Origin of the sequence: Streptomyces sp. NPDC005266, assembly GCF_040607655.1 — a bacterium.
Taxonomy (GTDB): domain Bacteria; phylum Actinomycetota; class Actinomycetes; order Streptomycetales; family Streptomycetaceae; genus Streptomyces.
Map to the genome: position 1 here is coordinate 99,078 of NZ_JBEXHC010000018.1, position 18,128 is coordinate 117,205.

13 protein-coding genes and 2 CRISPR repeat arrays are annotated in these 18,128 nt (G+C 67.1%); of the genes, 4 read left to right on the top strand and 9 right to left on the bottom strand.

Annotation, left to right across the window (positions count from 1 at the left end; translation table 11 throughout):
• The first annotated feature begins 1 nt into the window (after nucleotide 1).
• A CRISPR array of direct repeats spans nucleotides 2-1,593; the repeat unit is 29 nt; unit sequence GTTGCGAACCCTCCTGGGCTGATGAGGAC.
• Nucleotides 1,594-1,692: 99 nt separating this feature from the next.
• The 9 genes from cas2 to ABZU99_RS26505 form a co-directional block, all read right to left on the bottom strand.
• Nucleotides 1,693-1,965 (bottom strand): CRISPR-associated endonuclease Cas2, encoded by a 273-nt coding sequence (cas2, locus tag ABZU99_RS26465; RefSeq protein WP_356049213.1) that lies wholly within the window; start codon nucleotides 1,963-1,965, stop codon nucleotides 1,693-1,695.
• A complete protein-coding gene (cas1b, locus tag ABZU99_RS26470) occupies nucleotides 1,962-2,942 on the bottom strand; it encodes a type I-B CRISPR-associated endonuclease Cas1b (protein WP_356049211.1) in 981 nt (326 codons plus the stop codon). The genes cas2 and cas1b overlap by 4 nt, the downstream gene beginning before the upstream one ends.
• Entirely contained in the window at nucleotides 2,942-3,463 is a 522-nt protein-coding gene (locus ABZU99_RS26475) for a CRISPR-associated protein Cas4 (RefSeq protein WP_356049209.1), read from the bottom strand. Before ABZU99_RS26475 ends, cas1b begins: the two co-directional genes overlap by 1 nt.
• Nucleotides 3,460-5,886, bottom strand: coding sequence for a CRISPR-associated helicase Cas3' (gene cas3, locus ABZU99_RS26480; protein WP_356049207.1), 2,427 nt, complete (start codon nucleotides 5,884-5,886; stop codon nucleotides 3,460-3,462). The genes ABZU99_RS26475 and cas3 overlap by 4 nt, the downstream gene beginning before the upstream one ends.
• Nucleotides 5,868-6,548: a CRISPR-associated protein Cas5 gene (locus tag ABZU99_RS26485; RefSeq protein ID WP_356049205.1), complete on the bottom strand. Its 681-nt coding sequence runs from the start codon at nucleotides 6,546-6,548 to the stop codon at nucleotides 5,868-5,870. The genes cas3 and ABZU99_RS26485 overlap by 19 nt, the downstream gene beginning before the upstream one ends.
• The gene (gene cas7i, locus ABZU99_RS26490) at nucleotides 6,548-7,606 is read right to left on the bottom strand and encodes a type I-B CRISPR-associated protein Cas7/Cst2/DevR (protein ID WP_356049203.1); all 1,059 of its coding nucleotides are present in this window, start codon (nucleotides 7,604-7,606) and stop codon (nucleotides 6,548-6,550) included. Before cas7i ends, ABZU99_RS26485 begins: the two co-directional genes overlap by 1 nt.
• Nucleotides 7,607-9,046, bottom strand: coding sequence for a hypothetical protein (locus ABZU99_RS26495; RefSeq protein WP_356049202.1), 1,440 nt, complete (start codon nucleotides 9,044-9,046; stop codon nucleotides 7,607-7,609). It abuts the gene before it with no gap.
• Complete coding sequence (gene cas6, locus ABZU99_RS26500; protein ID WP_356049200.1) at nucleotides 9,043-9,720, bottom strand: CRISPR-associated endoribonuclease Cas6; 678 nt, start codon at nucleotides 9,718-9,720, stop codon at nucleotides 9,043-9,045. Before cas6 ends, ABZU99_RS26495 begins: the two co-directional genes overlap by 4 nt.
• A gap of 372 nt (nucleotides 9,721-10,092) precedes the next feature.
• Nucleotides 10,093-10,776: a CRISPR direct-repeat array (repeat unit 29 nt; unit sequence GTCCTCATCACCCCTGGAGGGGTCGAAAC).
• Nucleotides 10,777-11,149: 373 nt separating this feature from the next.
• The gene (locus ABZU99_RS26505; RefSeq protein WP_356049198.1) at nucleotides 11,150-12,487 is read right to left on the bottom strand and encodes a tetratricopeptide repeat protein; all 1,338 of its coding nucleotides are present in this window, start codon (nucleotides 12,485-12,487) and stop codon (nucleotides 11,150-11,152) included.
• A gap of 1,150 nt (nucleotides 12,488-13,637) precedes the next feature.
• Between ABZU99_RS26505 and ABZU99_RS26510 the strand changes: the two genes are divergently transcribed.
• From ABZU99_RS26510 to ABZU99_RS26525, 4 genes are all read left to right on the top strand, one after another.
• Nucleotides 13,638-14,084, top strand: a complete 447-nt coding sequence (locus ABZU99_RS26510; protein WP_356049196.1) for a hypothetical protein — start codon at nucleotides 13,638-13,640, stop codon at nucleotides 14,082-14,084.
• Nucleotides 14,085-14,166: 82 nt separating this feature from the next.
• Nucleotides 14,167-15,015, top strand: coding sequence for a protein kinase (locus ABZU99_RS26515; RefSeq protein WP_356049194.1), 849 nt, complete (start codon nucleotides 14,167-14,169; stop codon nucleotides 15,013-15,015).
• A 701-nt stretch (nucleotides 15,016-15,716) separates the two neighbouring features.
• A complete protein-coding gene (locus ABZU99_RS26520; RefSeq protein ID WP_356049192.1) occupies nucleotides 15,717-16,523 on the top strand; it encodes a methyltransferase domain-containing protein in 807 nt (268 codons plus the stop codon).
• 176 nt (nucleotides 16,524-16,699) lie between these two features.
• Nucleotides 16,700-17,965 carry an APC family permease gene (locus tag ABZU99_RS26525; RefSeq protein ID WP_356049190.1) on the top strand — a complete coding sequence of 422 codons (1,266 nt, stop codon included), beginning with the start codon at nucleotides 16,700-16,702 and terminating at the stop codon, nucleotides 17,963-17,965.
• Nucleotides 17,966-18,128 lie beyond the last annotated feature (163 nt).

Here is an 18,128-nt window from a genome sequence, read left to right on the forward strand (position 1 = left end):
TGTTGCGAACCCTCCTGGGCTGATGAGGACTCGCCTACCTCGGGCGCGGCAAGGACACGCAGCTGCTGTTGCGAACCCTCCTGGGCTGATGAGGACAGGGACTGACCATGGCCGACCACAACCCCGCCTACACGTTGCGAACCCTCCTGGGCTGATGAGGACCGGCAGGCCCGCGCGGCTGTCGAGCGCGCACGCATGTTGCGAACCCTCCTGGGCTGATGAGGACTCCACCAGATCGACGGCCAAGAGGTCATGTTCCCCATGTTGCGAACCCTCCTGGGCTGATGAGGACACCGGTTCCCCTCCTTCATACGGGCCGCGCAAAAAAGGTTGCGAACCCTCCTGGGCTGATGAGGACACGGGCGTCACCGTGCGGACGTCGGCAGGCTTCCCCGTTGCGAACCCTCCTGGGCTGATGAGGACGGAGGCCCTGGAGGCCGAGCTCGTCCTGTACGCGCGGTTGCGAACCCTCCTGGGCTGATGAGGACGGAGGCCCTGGAGGCCGAGCTCGTCCTGTGCGCGCGGTTGCGAACCCTCCTGGGCTGATGAGGACCGCCCTGGCGGGCGGGGGCCGGTACCCGCTCTACGCGTTGCGAACCCTCCTGGGCTGATGAGGACCCTGCCCCCGCAGCGGGCCACGCTGCCCGATCCGGCGTTGCGAACCCTCCTGGGCTGATGAGGACGAACACATCACCGCTGGTCACCAGGACTCTGACCAGGTTGCGAACCCTCCTGGGCTGATGAGGACTCGAACCGGGCCACCGGATGGGTGTGCACCTACACGTTGCGAACCCTCCTGGGCTGATGAGGACGGGAGCGGGCCATCGTCTGCGGGGTGGGTGAGATGAGTTGCGAACCCTCCTGGGCTGATGAGGACGCTGCGGCTGGTGAACCAGGCGCTCAAGGAGCTGGAGTTGCGAACCCTCCTGGGCTGATGAGGACCCGCAGTGGAGGCGGTGGGCGATCCGCTCCACCAGGTTGCGAACCCTCCTGGGCTGATGAGGACCGCTGCCGACCTGGCCGAGCTCACCCGGCTCCGCATGTTGCGAACCCTCCTGGGCTGATGAGGACCCGACCCCGAACGGCGTCGGTTCTCTCATGTATACGTTGCGAACCCTCCTGGGCTGATGAGGACGAACTGCCCGACCTCCTCACCGTCACCCCGGTATGGAGTTGCGAACCCTCCTGGGCTGATGAGGACACGAGGGGCCCGTCACCATCAGCGGCAAAAGCCTGTTGCGAACCCTCCTGGGCTGATGAGGACTCGGCGCGGGGGCGATAGATGCGCTCCCGGCCCTGCGTTGCGAACCCTCCTGGGCTGATGAGGACAACAGGCGCCGGCCGGGGTACATGAGCCTGTTCCAGGTTGCGAACCCTCCTGGGCTGATGAGGACCGGTAGGCCCTGCCTCTGCTGGGCCGGTAGACCCTGATGGGTTGCGAACCCTCCTGGGCTGATGAGGACGTCCGACATCGGGGTGAACGCCGAGATGATCCCGGGTTGCGAACCCTCCTGGGCTGATGAGGACTGGCCGCATACGCGGGCATCGCGGCGGCGGTCGCCGGGTTGCGAACCCTCCTGGGCTGATGAGGACCCGACGGTAAAGCCGCTGGTCAGAGCACCGATGAAGAACGGCTTCCGTTGTCGTTTTGCAGCGATCCGGCGGTAGTGCATCTGCGCAGGTCAGAGCGGTTCAGAGGATGTCGCCGGGGCCGCCTAAGGCGACTCCGAGAGTGCTGGACTCAACCATGTCGGGAGACCGGGCAGTGTAGGTCACAATGCTGTCGTGCTCCGGGTCGATGGTGGTGTTCAGGGCGGCCATCAGGGCGCGGTACTGGGCGGTGGAGAGTTCACCCTGGAAAACGCTTCGTTGCGTCCAGTGAAGGAACTTCCGGCAGGTCTTGAGGACCTTCGGGTTGCGTTCGACGGCGGTGTCGTACACGAGGATGACGAAGATTCTGATCACCACCAGGGGCGGAAGGGCTTGTACAACTTGCCTTCGAGGCACATGCGGACGATCTTGAGCGCTTCGAGGTGGATGAGTTCCTCGTAGCTCACCTTTCGCTTGAGCGTGCGGTGATAGACGGTCGTCGCCAGCTCCTCCTTCACGAGAGCAGCGACCTTTTTGCGACCGTCCTTGCTGAGGGAGGCCCGGGCTACGTCGGTCTCGAAGTCGGTGGGCTTCAGCTTCTTCTGGCTTGCGACGCGCTTGAGGAGTCGTTCGGCGAAGAGGGGCTTGAAGGGTTCAGCCACGTCGAGGGCGAGGGTGTTGCGGCGTCGGTCGGTGTCCGAGTGCAGGAAGCCGATGGCCGGGTGCAGGGGCGTGGTGCGCAGGGCGGTGAGCACGCGGGCGTAGACAAGGGCGTTGAGGTAGCTGATGAAGGCGTTGCCCGCGTTTGTGGGTGGTCGGCGAGTGCGGCCGTTGAGGCGGAGCCAGGCGGGCAGCTGGGTGTCGAGGACGGCCCAGCCGGTGCGCCGGAAGTTTCCCTCCTGGGCCATGATCTCGTCGCTGCCCTTGCAGTCGGGGAGGGCGGTACGCAGCGACGTCAGAGCAGGGTCGAGGAGGTCGGTGTCCAGGGCCCAGCGCAGGTTTTCGGCGGTGGCGAGGACGAGGGAGCGGCCGATCGCGGTGCGTTCGTCCGGGTCGGCGGTGATCTCCACCTGGCGTCGGATGACACTGGCGGAGGACATGGATTCCGAGGGGCTGAAGTGCCCGGCGTGGTTGCCGTAGTGGTCCAGGACGTGGAGGGTCACGCCGTTGCGGCTCAGGAGCGAGAGCGCGGAGGTATTGATGTCGACGTGGTCGAAAGTGACCAGGTCGCGGATGTCCGTAATGGGAATGCGGACCGGGCTGCCGTCAGGGCGCTCGATTCGGACGCTGTTGTCCTCGCGGCGGATGCGGCACGGTTCGGTCAGCCAGTAGGTGCGGCCGACAGCGGGCATCAGTCTCCCCAGCAGTAGTCGAGGTAGGAGCAGCCGCGGCAGTCGGCGCGGGTGAGGCGGGCGGGTGGTTCGGCGGCTGCGATGGTGGCGCGGGCCTGGGCTTCGGAGTCCTCGGCCTGGGCGCGGGCGGTCGCGTCCCAGGGGACGTCGGTGGTGCGGCGGATGAGGGGGTAGTGGACCGTGCCGCCGCGGACGGTGATGCCCCGGCGTTCCAGGAGGAGGCAGTAGTGCCGTACCTGAGCAGCGTGGGCCGGTGCCGGTGCGCGGGAGGACTTCGTTTCGTGCACGACTGCGCCGGTGGTCACCCAGTCGATCTTCGCTTCGCCGAGGTCGATGTCCCGGCGCCGGGTGAAGGTGGTGTCGTCGATGACCTCACCGAAGGCGACGAGATCGCTGCGCTGCTCGGGCCGGTAGCCGCGGCTATAGAGCCACAGCTGGCGGGGGCAGTGGTGGAAGTACTTGATGTGGACCCCGCCCAAGCGCAAGCCGTCGTCGGCGGGCTCCTCGGTGGGGCCGGTCACAGGATGGTCTCCGGTTCCTGCGAGGGCTTCAGCCCGGTGGTCAGGTCGTACTCGCCGTTGACTACGTGGACCCCCAGATGGCGGTCGTACTGTGCCTGGTAGATCTTGAGCTGGCTGTAGCGGAGGGGGATGAGGAGGTCTGCCGCGAGGAGGAACTGCTCCCCTTTCCTTCCGGCGGTGAGTGTCGCGTATTCCTCGACATCGTCACGGTGGAGAACTTCGACGCTGTTGAACTGCTCGCTGAGCGCCTGGGCGAACTCGCTGCGATCGTGGAACGGGTCAGTGAAGGTGAGGAACTCGGAGGCGAAGGCGTCGCGAGCGCGACGGGCTGCGTCTGCCCAGTCCTTGCCCCAATCGGTTTCGTAGGCCAGGGCGAGCAGGCGGTCGATGTCCTGCTCGCTGAGGGTGTCGGCCCCCTCTTCGACGAGCTTGGTCAGCGCCTGCCAGGCGGCCTCCATGGCACCCGCGTCGTACGGCCGGGGCCCAGGCGCCCGGTGCACCCGGAACTCCACCGGACCGTCGGGGTGCAGACCACGGCGATTGACCCGGCCGGCGCGCTGGGCGACCGCCTCGACCGGGGCGAGCTCTACCGCTCCGCGGTCGAAGTCAAGCTGTAGCGAGACCTCGACGGTCTGGGTGGCGACCGTCAGTCCGCCACAACGAGCCCGGTCCCCGGTCCGCCGTTCCGGATGCCGTGCCAGGAGGTTCTTCTCGATGGCTGCGCGGTCGCGGTTCTTGAAGCGGGAGTGCAGCAGGAGAGCGGCGCAAGGATCCTCATGGCTGGCTTCGCGTGCTTCGTCGGCGAGTTCGTCGAAGAGGTGCTGGGCGGTGGTCACCGTGTTGGCGACAGCCACGACGCTGTGGCCCTGCTGGAGCCAGGTACGCAGGCGGTCGACGCTCTGAGGGGAGGTGAGCGGGGCGTCGTCCACGACGAGGCGGTGGCGCACCGGGCTGGTGCCTTGCGGCGCGCGGTGGCAGGCGAGGTGCTGTGTAAGGCTTTCGTCGATCAGCGCGGTCATCGGCGGGGCGAGTGTGGCTGACAGCACGGCGACGCGGCTGCCGAGCCGCTCCCATAGCCCCATGGCGGCGCAGAGGCGGCCGAAGGTCTCGGGTTCGTAGGCGTGAAGTTCGTCCAGGACGAAGAGAGAGTTGGTCTGCTCCAGGAGGACGGAGGAGTAGGCGGGCCCCGCGATGGCGCCGCGCAGGAGTTGGTGCGGCGTCGCCACGCGTAGGCGCTGGGCGAACAGCCGCATGGCGCCGGCGCGGGCACGCGCCTGGCGTGCCTGGGCGACGGTCGGTTCACGGCGGCCAGTGCTCTGGGAACTCGCGCAGTCGTCGTCGAGTGTCTGGGTGAGGAGGGTGTGAGCGATTGTGCCGTGGAGCAGGCCGATGTCGACCTTGCGATCTCCTGGCGCGGGGACGAGGGTGCGCCGGAAGCGCTCGCGTGCCGCGTTGAGGGAGGCACGGTAGGGCAGGGTCCAGACGAGGCGGGGTAAGCCGGGCATCGTGGTCATCTGCCGGGCTGCCCAGGCCAGTCCGGCTTCTGTCTTGCCGCTGCCGGTGGGTGCGATGAGGATCAGGTGGCCGTCGGTGGCGGCTGCCTCCAGCTGGTGCGGGTAGGGCGGGTGCGGGATGCGGTCTATGTAGTCGGAGGGGAGCGGCATGTGGGTCTGAAGGTGCTGGTGTGCCGAACCGGCATGGTCGGCGAGCGTGAGCGCGCCCTGCGCGAGGACGGCGAGCAGCCCCTGGTGTTCTTTGACGGGGAGCTGCCAGGTGGCGAGGACGTGTTCGAGTAGTGATCTGGCCCGGTCCGCCAACGTGGCCTCGCCAGGCGCGGCAAACGGAGGGTCGATGGCAAGGAAGCCGGCGAGCCATGCGAGCAGCTCCTGGTGCAGTCCGCGCGTGACCTGGACCTGTACGCCTGACGGATGCGGGCTGCGGGTGAACGCTTCGTCCCATCGGGTCTGGGCGTTGTAGATCTGCGCCAGGGGTGGCTTGCCCCCCGCGGCGCCCGACGACGAGGTGTGCAGGGACCGGTGATGGGTCGCGACCAACGTGGCTATCACCAGCCGGTCCTCGTCGCTCCAGCCCGCCGCTGTGGCGAGGAGGTCGACGTAGGCCAGCGAGAGTACTTCGTGTCGCTGGCCCCACAGTTGCCCGCCGGGCTGGAGCTGCTGCTGGAAGCCTTCGGCGACCTTGCCGGTGTCGTGCAGAAGGGCGGCTTTGCGGACACGGGACCAGAAGGCGGGCTCGGTGGCGATGATTCCGGTGGTCGCGACCCGTGCTTCGATCTGGCTGACGACGTCATGCACGGCTCGGGAGTGGGTGGTCAGCCGCTCGGGGTCGTCGGCGGGCGTGGATTTCGCACGGATGTCGGTCAGCCAGCGCCGACGGCCTTCCGCTCTCAGGGAGTCAGTAGCCACACTGCCTGTCCTTGGTCGTCCTGGTAGGCGTTCCGGACGGGGTGGAGGCCCGTAGGACTGTCACACCACAGGTAGTCCGCCCAGGAGGTGCTGAGGCGGTCGGTGGAGACGCTGGCCGCCATACGGTGCACCGTGGCCACGGGCACGTCATGCCCGCCCGCTGGAGCCAAGGCGTGGTCCACGGTCGCTTCCTCGGTGGGGTACAGCGTGGTGCGCCGTAGGCGTAGGGGGTGGACGACATCCTGAGAACGCCCCAGGCGCAGAGGCCACAGGGGGCGGCTGAGTGCCTTGGCGATCCGGTCTCCGTCGCCTCCAGGCAGCCACACCGTCAGGTGCACATGAGCGAGGAACGGCCGGTCGCGGATCGTCATGCCGCCCTTGACAGCGCGCACGCGTCCGGAGACGGCCGGATTGGAGCCGTCGGCGGCGATGGGATGGTACGTCTCCGCGTCCACACCGGCACCTTCGCTCCAGGCCGCTATGCCCAGGGCGAGCGGTTCCGCCACCTCGCCGGTCGCTGCCGCCAACAGCCCTCGCACCGTCGAGGGCGGCGGCAGCGGTAGACCCCGGCTAAGACCGGGAAAGAGAGGATCCCGAAAGGACGCGACCGGCGCCCAGAACTCCGCCCGCCAGGCCGTCTGCGGCTCACGCTGCACGGACATCACCGCGCCGGGTCGTCGAACCAGCCGTCCAGCCGGCCCTCACGCAGCTCGGCGGCCAAGGTCCGCAGGATCGTACGAGGATGGTCGACGACGATCGCGCCGTCCGCGATCTCCTCGGCACATTCCTTCGCGAAGTCCTCGCGCAAGTCGTCCCGGAAGCCGGGGCGCCAGCCGATACGGACCGGCGCTTCCCACTCACCCTCCCACGCCTTCAATTCGGCCCGCAGCACCTCGCCACGCACCCGCAGCCCAGCGCCTTCCTGACCGTCGACGCAGTGCGCCAGTGGGTTGATGCCGCCCTTGAACGGCACCATCACGATCAGGGCGGGCACCCGGTCCCCGTAATGGAGGGCCTGTTTGGCTCCGCCGCTGAGGTGAGCCAGCGCCTCCAGCAACAGCGCCGCTCGGTTCCGGCGTTCCTCAATCGGCAGCCGCACTGCAGGCTGGCTCCGGAACGTGGTGGTGGTCGCTCCGGCAGCGGCGGCGTCCGCCACGGCAAGAGCCTGCTCCTGGGTGAGGTAGTTCGGCCTGCCCACACCATTCACGTCGGGCAGGGTGAACGTACCGATCCGCGGCATGTCCAGCAGGAACGGGGCGGCCAGATCGGCGGTGTAGAACTCATGGCCGTGAAGGACCGGCTCGATGACCCCGCGCGACATCACGCCGAAGTCCTCCGTCGGGTACGTCGGCTCGACCGACATCAGGGTGCCCAGCATGAACGGACTGTCGCGCAGAGTGGTCGCTGCGTCGTCCTTCTTGGCACCGGCCCGCATATAGCCGAACAGGTCATCGTCGGCGTACCGCACCGGGTCCGCCTCGGTGTTGGCCTTCTGCGCCTTGTTCTGCGCCTTGCCGACCCGAGTGACGGGAGAGGGCACGGCACCGAGCTCGACCATGCCGTCCCGAGTCCAGCGCCGTACCGCCTGGGCTGAGATATAGGGGTAGTGCCGGCCCCGGATCCGGGCGAACTTTACCCTGGCCTTGGTCTCCTCCGCCTTGCCGTTGTTGGGCGCGCCCGCCTCGACTGCGAGCACCATCTTTCCTGCCAGGTAGGCCATTCAGACCGCTCCCATCTCGTCGTCTTCGTCGAGGCCGAGCAATGGCTGCTCCAGCAGCTCCTCAGTCCGCGATTCCTCGTCCGCCTCGGCCCGCTTTTCGCTGACGGCCACGCCGCGCTCTTGAAGGATCTGCAGCACCGTGGCGGCCAGCAGCATGCGCTGCTCCCAGGCGCGGGGGCGTTGCTGGATCAGCGGCCTCCAGTCCTCCGGGCCGGCCACCACAGGACGGCCATCGAGAGTCAGGCGGAAGTGGGCCTGCAACAGCAGAGTGCCGAGCTTGTAATCGCTCAGCGCAACATTCCGGTACTCCGCCAGTCGGCCACGGGGGCTACCGCTGCCGTGCTCGATCCAGTCAGCGACCACGGTCGCCACGGGCTTCAGGTCCGGGCTCATCCCGAGAACCTCCTCGGCGTAGGTGAAGGCGAGCCGGGTCAGGGCTGCTCGGTTCCGCGTGCTCCAGTGACCGTCGGACTGGTGGAGCACGGAGTGCAGCTGCCACAGCAGCGAACGGCTCCGGCCGTCCTCGGCCTCGAACAGCAGCCGGGCCGCCTCGGCTGGGCCGCCTGCCAACAACTGTCCGTTCTTGTCGTGCCGGGTGAGCGCCAACTCCAGCAACCGCCAGCCCCGGCTCAGCTCGGCGTTGCCCTCCACCGTGGCCAGGAAGACGGGCACGGCACGACGCGTACGCGTCACCCGCAGCCACGGCTCCTGGTTGTCGTTCTTGAAGCTCCACAAGGTGGCGGCTGCCGGTAGCCCTGCGCGCAGGGACCTCATCGCCCGGACGGCGACCAGCTCGGCCCGGGCGTCGGCGGGCAGGCCGCTGAAGCCGAGGTGCATGATCCGTTGGGCCCGCTGCACATTGCGCGCCGAGAACGCCCGCTCTGCCGTCTCCTCCTCGCAGGAGAGAACGGTCGCCGATCCGGCGGTGACCCAAGCGCCGTACGGCAGAGCCCATGCGGCGACACGACAGCCCCGGCACACGGGCCAGCCCGCGACGCCCGGCGGCAACGTGTTCAGCGCTTTGTTCGTATCGAACATCGGCAGAGTCGACTTAGCCCACACCGCTGCGGCGGGCGCTCCGCAGAACGTGCACGGTCGGGTGGGTGCCTGGCTGTCCTCGGGCACGAACATCTCCGCGATGGCCGCCCGCAACACCGCCTGGTCGCGGGAGCGTTTGCTGTGCGTCGCCTTGGAGTTCGGGTAGAGGGCGAAGAGTACTTTCCACCAGTCGTACGCCGGGGTGTCCTTCGCGGCCACGGCCGCTGCACTCACGTCGCTGATGATGCGGGAAGCCACCGCCTCCAGGTCGGCCTCGATGACCTCGCCCGGCGTCTCGCGCTTGGCCAACACGGCGACCGCCCATGCCCCAGCGCGCTGGAGGGGATGGCTGGTCGCCGACAGAGGTGCCATGGCCCCGGCCGCCATGGCGAGGGCGCTCACCGGATCCACCCGAAACCCTGCACCGTGTCCAACCCCAGCCCCCATGAGCGCAACGCCTCCACGAAACGGGCGTCGGCCTCCATCGCCACGCGCACCTGCGCCCCGATACGAGGCGCCCCCCGCACCGTGAACCGCCTCCGGGGCCCGGCCTCCAACACCCGTAAACCATGCGGGGCCGGAAGTCCCAGCACATCCGCCTTGTGCGCCAGATTGTGCTGAAGCCGTTCGAGGTAATGGTCGTCCCCCGGGAGGAGATAGCGACTCTCGTACTTCACCACCACGGGCGTGGTCGTACTCAACTCCACGGGACCGTCCGACACCTGGCTGCCGACATCCACGTTGAACCCGCGCACCTTCAGACGCGCCGCGCCCCACACGATCTCGGTACGGGATGCCAGCGACGCCACCAAGGCGGCTGCGATCTCCGGAATCGGCGAGCCGAACCACACCGACCCATCGCTCGACGTCGTATAGACACCGTTCTTCTTGGGCGCCCCCTTGAACTGGGGAATCGTCAGGCCCAAGGGTTTGAGCGGCTGGCCCCTCCACCCTTCGTCATGCAGCGACCGAGCCATAGCGGCGTCCTGGCTACCGAGCAGCTCGTACATCACCGCTCTGGCCGGCCCGTGCACGTCCTCCCATCGAAGACTGGGCACATCCGCCTCGACGTCCACCCTGATCCGCATCGCACCCCCAACGGCTTTGTGCCCATACCAGCTGTTGCACCTCCATGGCCCACAGTCGTGGAGGGACTCGGACTTTAGCGAACGAAGGGCGGCAAGGAATGATTAACCGCAAACATTTGTGAAACTCATCGTTTTGTGCTAGCAGCCGCGAGGCCGGAACCTGGAAGCGACCTACGATGGAGTTGCCGTGGTTGAACCGAACCCGCAAACTAGCGGACGCCTACGACAGCCACCCGCAACTGCGAAGGCCCCCAGCCTTCAACGCTCTGACCTGTACTGATGCGCTACCGCCGGATCGCTGCAAAATCCACCCCACGAAACCGATACAAGGCGGCGCTGACCGGTGGCTTTACCCTCGGGGTCCTCATCACCCCTGGAGAGGTCGAAACCTGTTCGACACACACTGGGAAAGCCTCCTGACCACCGGTCCTCATCACCCCTGGAGGGGTCGAAACATCCACTTGTCCCCGCCGAGACTCACGGCCGAGTACGTCCTCATCACCCCTGGAGGGGTCGAAACGGGTCGCTGTGGCTGGACTTGACGAATCGTGCGCCTGTCCTCATCACCCCTGGAGGGGTCGAAACTTGCGCTGGGGCGGTCTGTGCGATCAGGCAGCCGCGGTCCTCATCACCCCTGGAGGGGTCGAAACAGCCATTCACAGCCCAGCTCATCCAGCGCGGTGCGGGGTCCTCATCACCCCTGGAGGGGTCGAAATGCGTAAGGGAGCTGCCGGACTCCGGAGCCGGGCTTCCCGAGTCCTCATCACCCCTGGAGGGGTCGAAACCGCGGCGCGTGGACCACCCGGGGACCAAGCCCAACAGTCCTCATCACCCCTGGAGGGGTCGAAACTCGACACCCAAGAGGTGTCCATCTCGCCCGAGGCGGGTCCTCATCACCCCTGGAGGGGTCGAAACACCTGGATCCGGACACCACCCCGCCCGCCCCGCAACGTCCTCATCACCCCTGGAGGGGTCGAAACCGGACAAGCAGGCTGAGTTGCCCACCGAGGGGCAGGTCCTCATCACCCCTGGAGGGGTCGAAACCCGGGCCGGATGCCGGCCGCGGGGGCGATGCGCATCGTGGTGACCGTGGAACGGTCGGGTAAGACTGGCCGACCGGCCACCGTTTTTACGCTCCGCCATGACAGTTCCCGTCACTTTGTGACGCCGCCAGCCAGAGCGGAGAGTGAGGAAAACGGGGCAGCGGACGAGCCCACAGTCGTCCCGGCCGAGCGGCCCCGCCTCCGACTGGTCGCCGACGCCCCCAACCAGTGAAGCGGTCGACCGCTCCCGCCCCTGTCCAGGGAAACCCGTTCCGCGACCTACTCTAATAAATGATTCAGGTGCGCCAGTCGACTATTCCGACTGGTTCGCCTTTTTGTCGAATCTCAGATAAGGGGTAGCGAGGTACGCGCACTTAAATGAGGTATGCGGGGGTCACTACTCGTGCCCGTTCGTAAAGCTCCCGAGCCGCATGGTTCTTGAGGTAAGGTCGAATGCGAGAACCCATATTCGAAATGCTTCGGTCGCATTGACCTGATTGGACTTGCGGATAGATGTCCACGACTTTCGTCCATGTGGCGCATGCGGCTTCGAGGTGGCCAACCTCTAGCTGCCGCTCGGCAAGCATGGACAGATAGCGGATCCGGTTCCGGCGAAATGACTGGTGTCGTAGCTTATCGGATTCCTCAAGTGCCTCGATGGAGCCGCGAACATCACCCAATTCGTATCGCACCTGACCAATGTGATACGTGAGCGATGACGGATTATATGAGCCGAACGTTTTCGATCGGGATTCGGCCTTCTCCATGGCGACCTCTGCTTCTTTGAGGTACCCAAGGGCGTTATTGCGCTCCCCGAGCTGTGCGGCAGCGTGGGCCTGTTGTCCAGCAAGGAAGGCCCGCATTCTCGGCCCCGCGTTGGGGGAAGCGGCGGCAGCGGAATTCGCTAGCTTCATGGCTTCCCGGCCGTGCCCGAGATCAACCGCTTGAACGCTCATTCCTCGCAGCGTAGTGCAGTAAGTTAGGTGATCCTCTGAGGCTCCAGCCAACTCCAAAGCCTTCAAGTAATACTTCTGAGCCAGCCCGTGAACCCCTTCATCCACAGCCATGTACCCGGTGAGGTAACACAGGTCCGACGCAGCCGACATTATCGCTTTACGGACTTCTTCTGTGGCATCGGCCCGAAGGTACGGAGCCACCGTATTGACAAGAAATGCTGCAGCCATGGGGCGTGCGTGTCGGCCACCGAACTGATCATCAAGCTCTGAGATCCGTTCAGTCATGGCCACGACCGTATGGACGTCAGGCATCCCTATGCGCTGCGCTTGCCCTGTCTGAATGGCTTCCATCCGGCCTACAACGTCCGGCCAGTTGGGCACAGTCAACGCGACAGAGAAGAGGCTCACGCCAAGGACACTGCGGCGCGAGGGTTCCATGTCCTGCCTCCCCAAGTCGATCAACGCCTCAACGGTACCCAGGCGTGCGTTCGACTCGTTGGCAGGCAGGGGGAACCCTGCCTCAGCGTGCGTGATCGGTCGGCCCAGCTTCCGGGCGAACGCCTCCAAGATCAGTGGTCGGGCCGCCTCTTTCGGCATGTGCCCCTTAAGCCACTGATGGGCGGACGGCTCCCGGTACTTCTGTGGCGTTCCGCGTTCGGTACCAATGCGGTTGACCTCCTGGACGAGCCGCCGCAGCGTCCACCCGGTCTCTCGGAACAGCCGTTCCAGGCCCTCGTTCGGCTCCCGCTCACTCATTCGGCGCTCAACCCCTCAGCTAAAGCAGGCGCTTAAAGCTCTTAAAAACTGCCGCTCTTGCCACGGTACCGCGATGCGTAGTGGAGCGGTTGCCTAGAGCGAGAAGGACCCCCGCGACCGTGCGACCGGCCCGGGGGCATGGTCAACGCTGCGTAGGGAGCGTCAACATGAGAAAGCGTATCGCCCGATCCATGGAACGGTGGGGACGAAGGTTATTCCCCGCCCCTGGGCGCCATCGGACAACCGATGCCTCAAAGCCCACACCGGCACGCGTCGCCGTGCCCGTACCCACCTCGGCCTGTGCGCCTGTCTGTATCGCGGACTCGCCCACGCTTCAGCTCCCGCGTATCCCGACTGAAGACCGGTTCCCGATCGCTTGGGACACCGACCCCGTGCCGTTGTACGTCCTCCGGCACGAGCGGCAGCGAGCCTTGGGGGTCTCGCGGTGAGCGCGATCGAGCCTCCAGCCCAACCGCAGGAGGCACAGCAAAACGCGTCCAAGCCCTCAACGCAGAAGGAGTTGGACCAGCGTGCGGAGACCCTGAAGAAGAAGATCGACAAGCACCTTGGGCGCGGAGGGCGGAACCGATGACCTCATGTGCCACGTGCACCCGGCTGAAGCAGGAGAAAGCCAAGGCCATGGAAGCCGGTGACTATCGGCTGGCCGCCGATCCTGAACTGAAGCGGCACCGTCCGGACGGTCACAAGATGCCTCCGTTCGGACCTCGATGGGGGTGGATCGGGTGAATGAGCCGACGCCGTACAACGGGCCCCAGCCGGGCGAGGAGGCTTACGACGCCGCCACGGGGCGTCTGGGCGTTCTTCAAGCCGTTTGTGACGTCGATGAACTCTTCTTCGATCACCAGATGCCGGGCCCACTCGTCGCGTTTCTCCGCCCCCAGAGGGGCGGACAGGAGTGGATGACTGACTCCAGGAACGTTCAGTTCCCCAACGAGGCACGGCCGCACCCCGACTCCGGCGACGAGTAGCCCCTGACGACGCATCCCATGGCTCCACCCGCCGGACGGTGTTGATCCCCGCCTGGTGGGTGGGTGAGCCCCCGCCCCGATCGTTCGCAACAGGAAAGGCTAGCGGTCGGGGCGGGTCAGCAAGTGCCGTGCACCACTCCAACCAGGGAGGAATCACAGCAATGACAGCAGTAGTGAACGACCAGCGGACCGGCCGCTCACTGGTCAGCGAAGAGTTATTCGGTAGCCTCGCTCACTTCGTGGCCACCCACAACGCGCAGACCCCGGAGCGTGCCGAGCGCATCGCCGACCAGGCGATTGCGTTCCTCGCGACCGTGGCCACCGCCACCGTGTCCATGGTCCCGTCGGACGACGTGGACATGGGTCTGCACGCCTTCATCCTGCACACCAAGGCGTATGGGGAGTTCTGCGACCAGCACGCCGGGCGCTTCCTGCACCACAACCCGGCCCCCGGTGGTGGCGGGCGCACCCTGGAAGCCGTCACAGCCAGCGCGCACGCCATGAAGGCGGCCGGGTTCATGGTCTTCGATGACCTGTGGACCGTGAACGGCGAGAACGCCGCGCAGTGCGATTCCGACTGCGGACGGCCGTACGGACAGGCGGAGTAATCTCCGGCCGGTGATGTGAGACAGGGCCGCCCCTCGGCACATGCTGAGGGGCGGTTCGCTCCTCTAGAGGGGATCAGATTTAGTGGCGGAAGCAGCATCGTACGAGATTCCCACCAGCGTCTTAGAGACGCTGGTGGCTTCAGGAAGGCGGCTCGTACTCGACCGGCGCGGGTCAACTGTTTGGGAGATCGAGACGCAGCAGGGCCGGTATGCCGTGAAGCTTGGCTATCCAATCGAAGCAACAAGCGAATGGGAGGCTCAGGAATGGACGGCCCTGGCCCCCGCCCGCGAGGGCGCGATCTTGCAACAGCTCAACAGGGGCAACGTCAACTACGGCGAATGGGAACACGGCACCTGGAACGTCCAACCCTGGCACCAGGGCGACAGCCTGTACGACCTTTGGCAGCCGCACCGCGCCGAAGGGGCCTCATCAGAGCCCGACCTGGGTGAAGCACTGTCGTGCGCGGAAGCCGTAGCCGCGTTGCACGCCACGGGGTGGGCGCATGGGGACATTCAACCCGCGCACCTGATCATCAGCGATGAGGGAACGGCGCTCATTGATCTCGCGCTGGCTCATGGCGGAGACATCCCCACCGCGTACGACTTCAGCTATCGGGGCTGTCTCGTCCACTACGAAAGCCCGGAAATCTCGCAGAGCGTGCTGAACGCCGGTACGGCCACGCCGACCATGGAGGCGGACGTCTATGCCCTCGGTGCCTCGCTCTTCATCAGTGCAACCGGCCTGCGACACGTCGCGTATCCCGACGACGCCAGCCGCAAGGATCAGCGGCGAGCCATCGTGGACGGACCGCACCGCCCGGTGAACGTGCCGGGCGTGCTCGGCAAGCTCATCGAAGCCATGCTCAGCCCTGACCCTGCCGACCGGCCCACGAGTGCCGAAGTCTGTAAGGAACTGAGTAGCGGGCGCTGAGCCCCCTTGATCGCCCCGCCCATCTGATCCACCCCCCGGACGGATGGGCGGGGGTCGCTGCTGTTCAGGCAGGGTTGGTCACGTAACCAACGCATGACCAACAGCGGCCAGGAACGGGCAGAAACAGCAGGTGAGCATGACCAACCCTCACGGTCTCCAAAGGGGCTCAGAGAGTACGTCTCCGCTGGTCAGCTAACTAAAGAGCTGGTGCCCGAGTGGAGAGTGCAAGTCCCCCCTCGGACACTTACCACAATCCCACGGTCGTTGATCGACCGTGGGATTGTGTCGTTCTTCGGGTCGAGCGTGACCTCGGCGCCCCGTCGACCGCGACCGCGCAGCCGCCGTTGCCCCACCGGCGGGCGGCCCAGGATTTCCAGGGGTGTTCGAGGCCTCAGACGCCGGGGTCAAGCGGATGGCGGGCGACTGAAGAATTCGGCCAAAAGGCTGCCGACGGCACTTATGCGACCTGGGCCGGCGAGGCCGTCGGAGATTCGAGCCCCTCGGCCTGGCGGGCACTCCGGTAGTCCCTGATTCCCGTGGGAATGTGGCTCAGTAGACGATCATCGGTCGGCTGGACACGCGGAGCACTCGACCCGGACATCGGCGCGGTCGCTGACACACGCCCCGTTGCCGGGGCCGCTCATGTGGGTAGTCTGCCAAGCCATGGCAGCGTGAGTGATCCGGGTCGTCGGGAGGCGTCGGTGCGGCGTGACATGGGGGAGCACTACCAACATCTCGCCAGCGCGTACGACGACAACTGGGCTTACAGCCCGGCCTTCGTGCGGTGGATGTCCGACCGGATCACCTCCGCTCTGGAGTTGTCGGCGGACGATCGTATGGCGGACATCGGGTGCGGCACTGGCCTGTTTGCCAGGGGCATCGCGGAGGCTCTTCGCCCGCACCACCCTGTGCTGTGCGTGGATCCTTCGGCGGCGATGCTCGATCAGCTTCACTCGTCTTCTGCTCTGTCACCGCTTCTGGCCTCAGCCGAGGAGGTGGCAGACCGGACCGTCGCCTTGCCTTATCGGCAGTTGGACGCGATGTGGCTGAAGGAGTCGGTGCACCACGTCACCGACCCCGCCGCCACCCTCGCGGGCCTGGCCCGGCTTCTGGCGCCCGGCGGGCGGCTCCTGGTGGCGATGCTGCCGACCACCATCGAGTATCCGTTGTTCGCGGAAGCCCTCAAGCGGTACGAAGAGTTCCAGCCCGACCCGGCCGACATCGCCCAGCACCTGGCCGATGCGGGGCTCCGGACCGAGCTGACCTTCGTGGAGCATGAGCTGCGTCTGGACACCGGGCGGTATCTGTCCATGGTCAGGGCCCGGTACATGTCCGTACTGTCGACCTTCAGTGATGAGGAGCTTCGAGCGGGGATCGAGGAGATCCGGGCCCGGCATCCGGAACCAGAATTGGTGTTCCCCGACCGTTTCGCCTTCGTCCTCGGCGCCCGCGATGACCCCACTGGCACCACCGCGTCCGGCGGGGGTGTACGGACCGCCTCCGACTGAGGTGACCACGGCAGCACCAGCTCGTTACGATGGGTGCGATCCATGGGGCACTGGTCCCAGTTCCCCTGGACACATGTACCGCAAGGCAACGATGGTGCTGGTCGATTGTCGGCCGGCACCATCGGCGTTTTCCCGTGCGCCAGGTTCAACGTGCGCCAGGTTCAAGGGGGTGAGCGATGGGTGGGTCGGCGGCAGCTGCCGAGGGCGGTGAGCTGAAGCGGCATCTGGGCGTGTTCGACGCCGTGGTGATCGGGCTCGGGTCGATGATCGGTGCCGGGGTATTCGCGGCCCTTGGGCCCGCCGCGGCGGCGGCCGGTTCCGGACTGCTGCCGGGGCTTGGCCTGGCCGCGGTGGTGGCGTACTGCAATGCCACCTCCTCCGCGCGGCTGGCCGCCCGCTCTCCGCGGTCCGGGGGTACGTATGTCTACGGCCGTGAGCGGCTCGGCCCGTTCTGGGGTTACCTGGCCGGCTGGGGCTTCGTGGTCGGCAAGACGGCATCCTGCGCGGCGATGGCCCTCACCGTGGGCGCGTACGCATGGCCGGGTCAGGCGCATGGGGTCGCGGTGGCCTCCGTGGTGGCGCTGACGGCGGTGAACTACGTCGGCGTGCGGAAGTCCGCCTGGCTCACCCGGGTGATCGTCGCGGTCGTCCTGGCGGTCCTCGCCGCCGTCGTCACCGCCTGCCTGACCGGCGGCACCGCCGAGGCCGCCCGCCTGGCAATCGGTGCCGACGCCGGCTTCGGCGGGGTGCTGAGCGCTGCCGGGCTGCTGTTCTTCGCCTTCGCGGGCTATGCGCGCATCGCCACCCTCGGCGAGGAGGTCCGCGACCCCGGGCGCACCATTCCGCGCGCGATCCCCCTTGCCCTCGGCATCACGCTGGCCGTCTACGCGGCCGTCGCCGTGGCCGTGCTGTCCGTGCTCGGGCCCGATCGCCTCGCCCACGCCACCGCGCCGCTCGCCGACGCGGTCCGGGCCGCGGGCGTTCCCGGCCTGGTCCCCGTTGTGCGCGCCGGTGCGGCCGTAGCGGCGCTGGGCTCGCTGCTGGCGCTGATCCTCGGAGTCTCGCGCACCACGCTGGCCATGGCCCGCGACCGCCACCTCCCGCAGGCCCTGGCCGCCGTGCACCCGCGCTTCCAGGTTCCGCACCGCGCCGAGCTCGCGGTCGGCGCGATCGTCGCCGTCCTCGCCGCCACGGCCGATGTGCGCGGTGCGATCGGCTTTTCCTCCTTCGGGGTGCTGGCCTACTACGCCATCGCCAACGTCTGTGCCTGGACACTGACCCCCGCCGAAGGACGCCCCGCCCGGATCGTGCCCGTGCTCGGCACGACCGGCTGTCTGGCCCTGGCCTTCGCCCTGCCGCTGGTCTCGGTCGTGTGGGGAGCGGCGGTGCTCGTGCTCGGCGCCGGCGTCTACGGGCTGCGCTCGGCGGCGGCCCGGGCCTGACCGCGGCCCGGGCCGGACCGCGACGCGGGCTCAGTGGCGGTCGCGCTCACACTGAGCCGGTCGTTCGTCTTCAACGGCGTTGCGTCACCTGTTCGGCGGCTGGCCGTCGGGTCACGGGCATGGGTACGTTCGTCCGGGACGTGCCGTTCATCCGATGATCCAA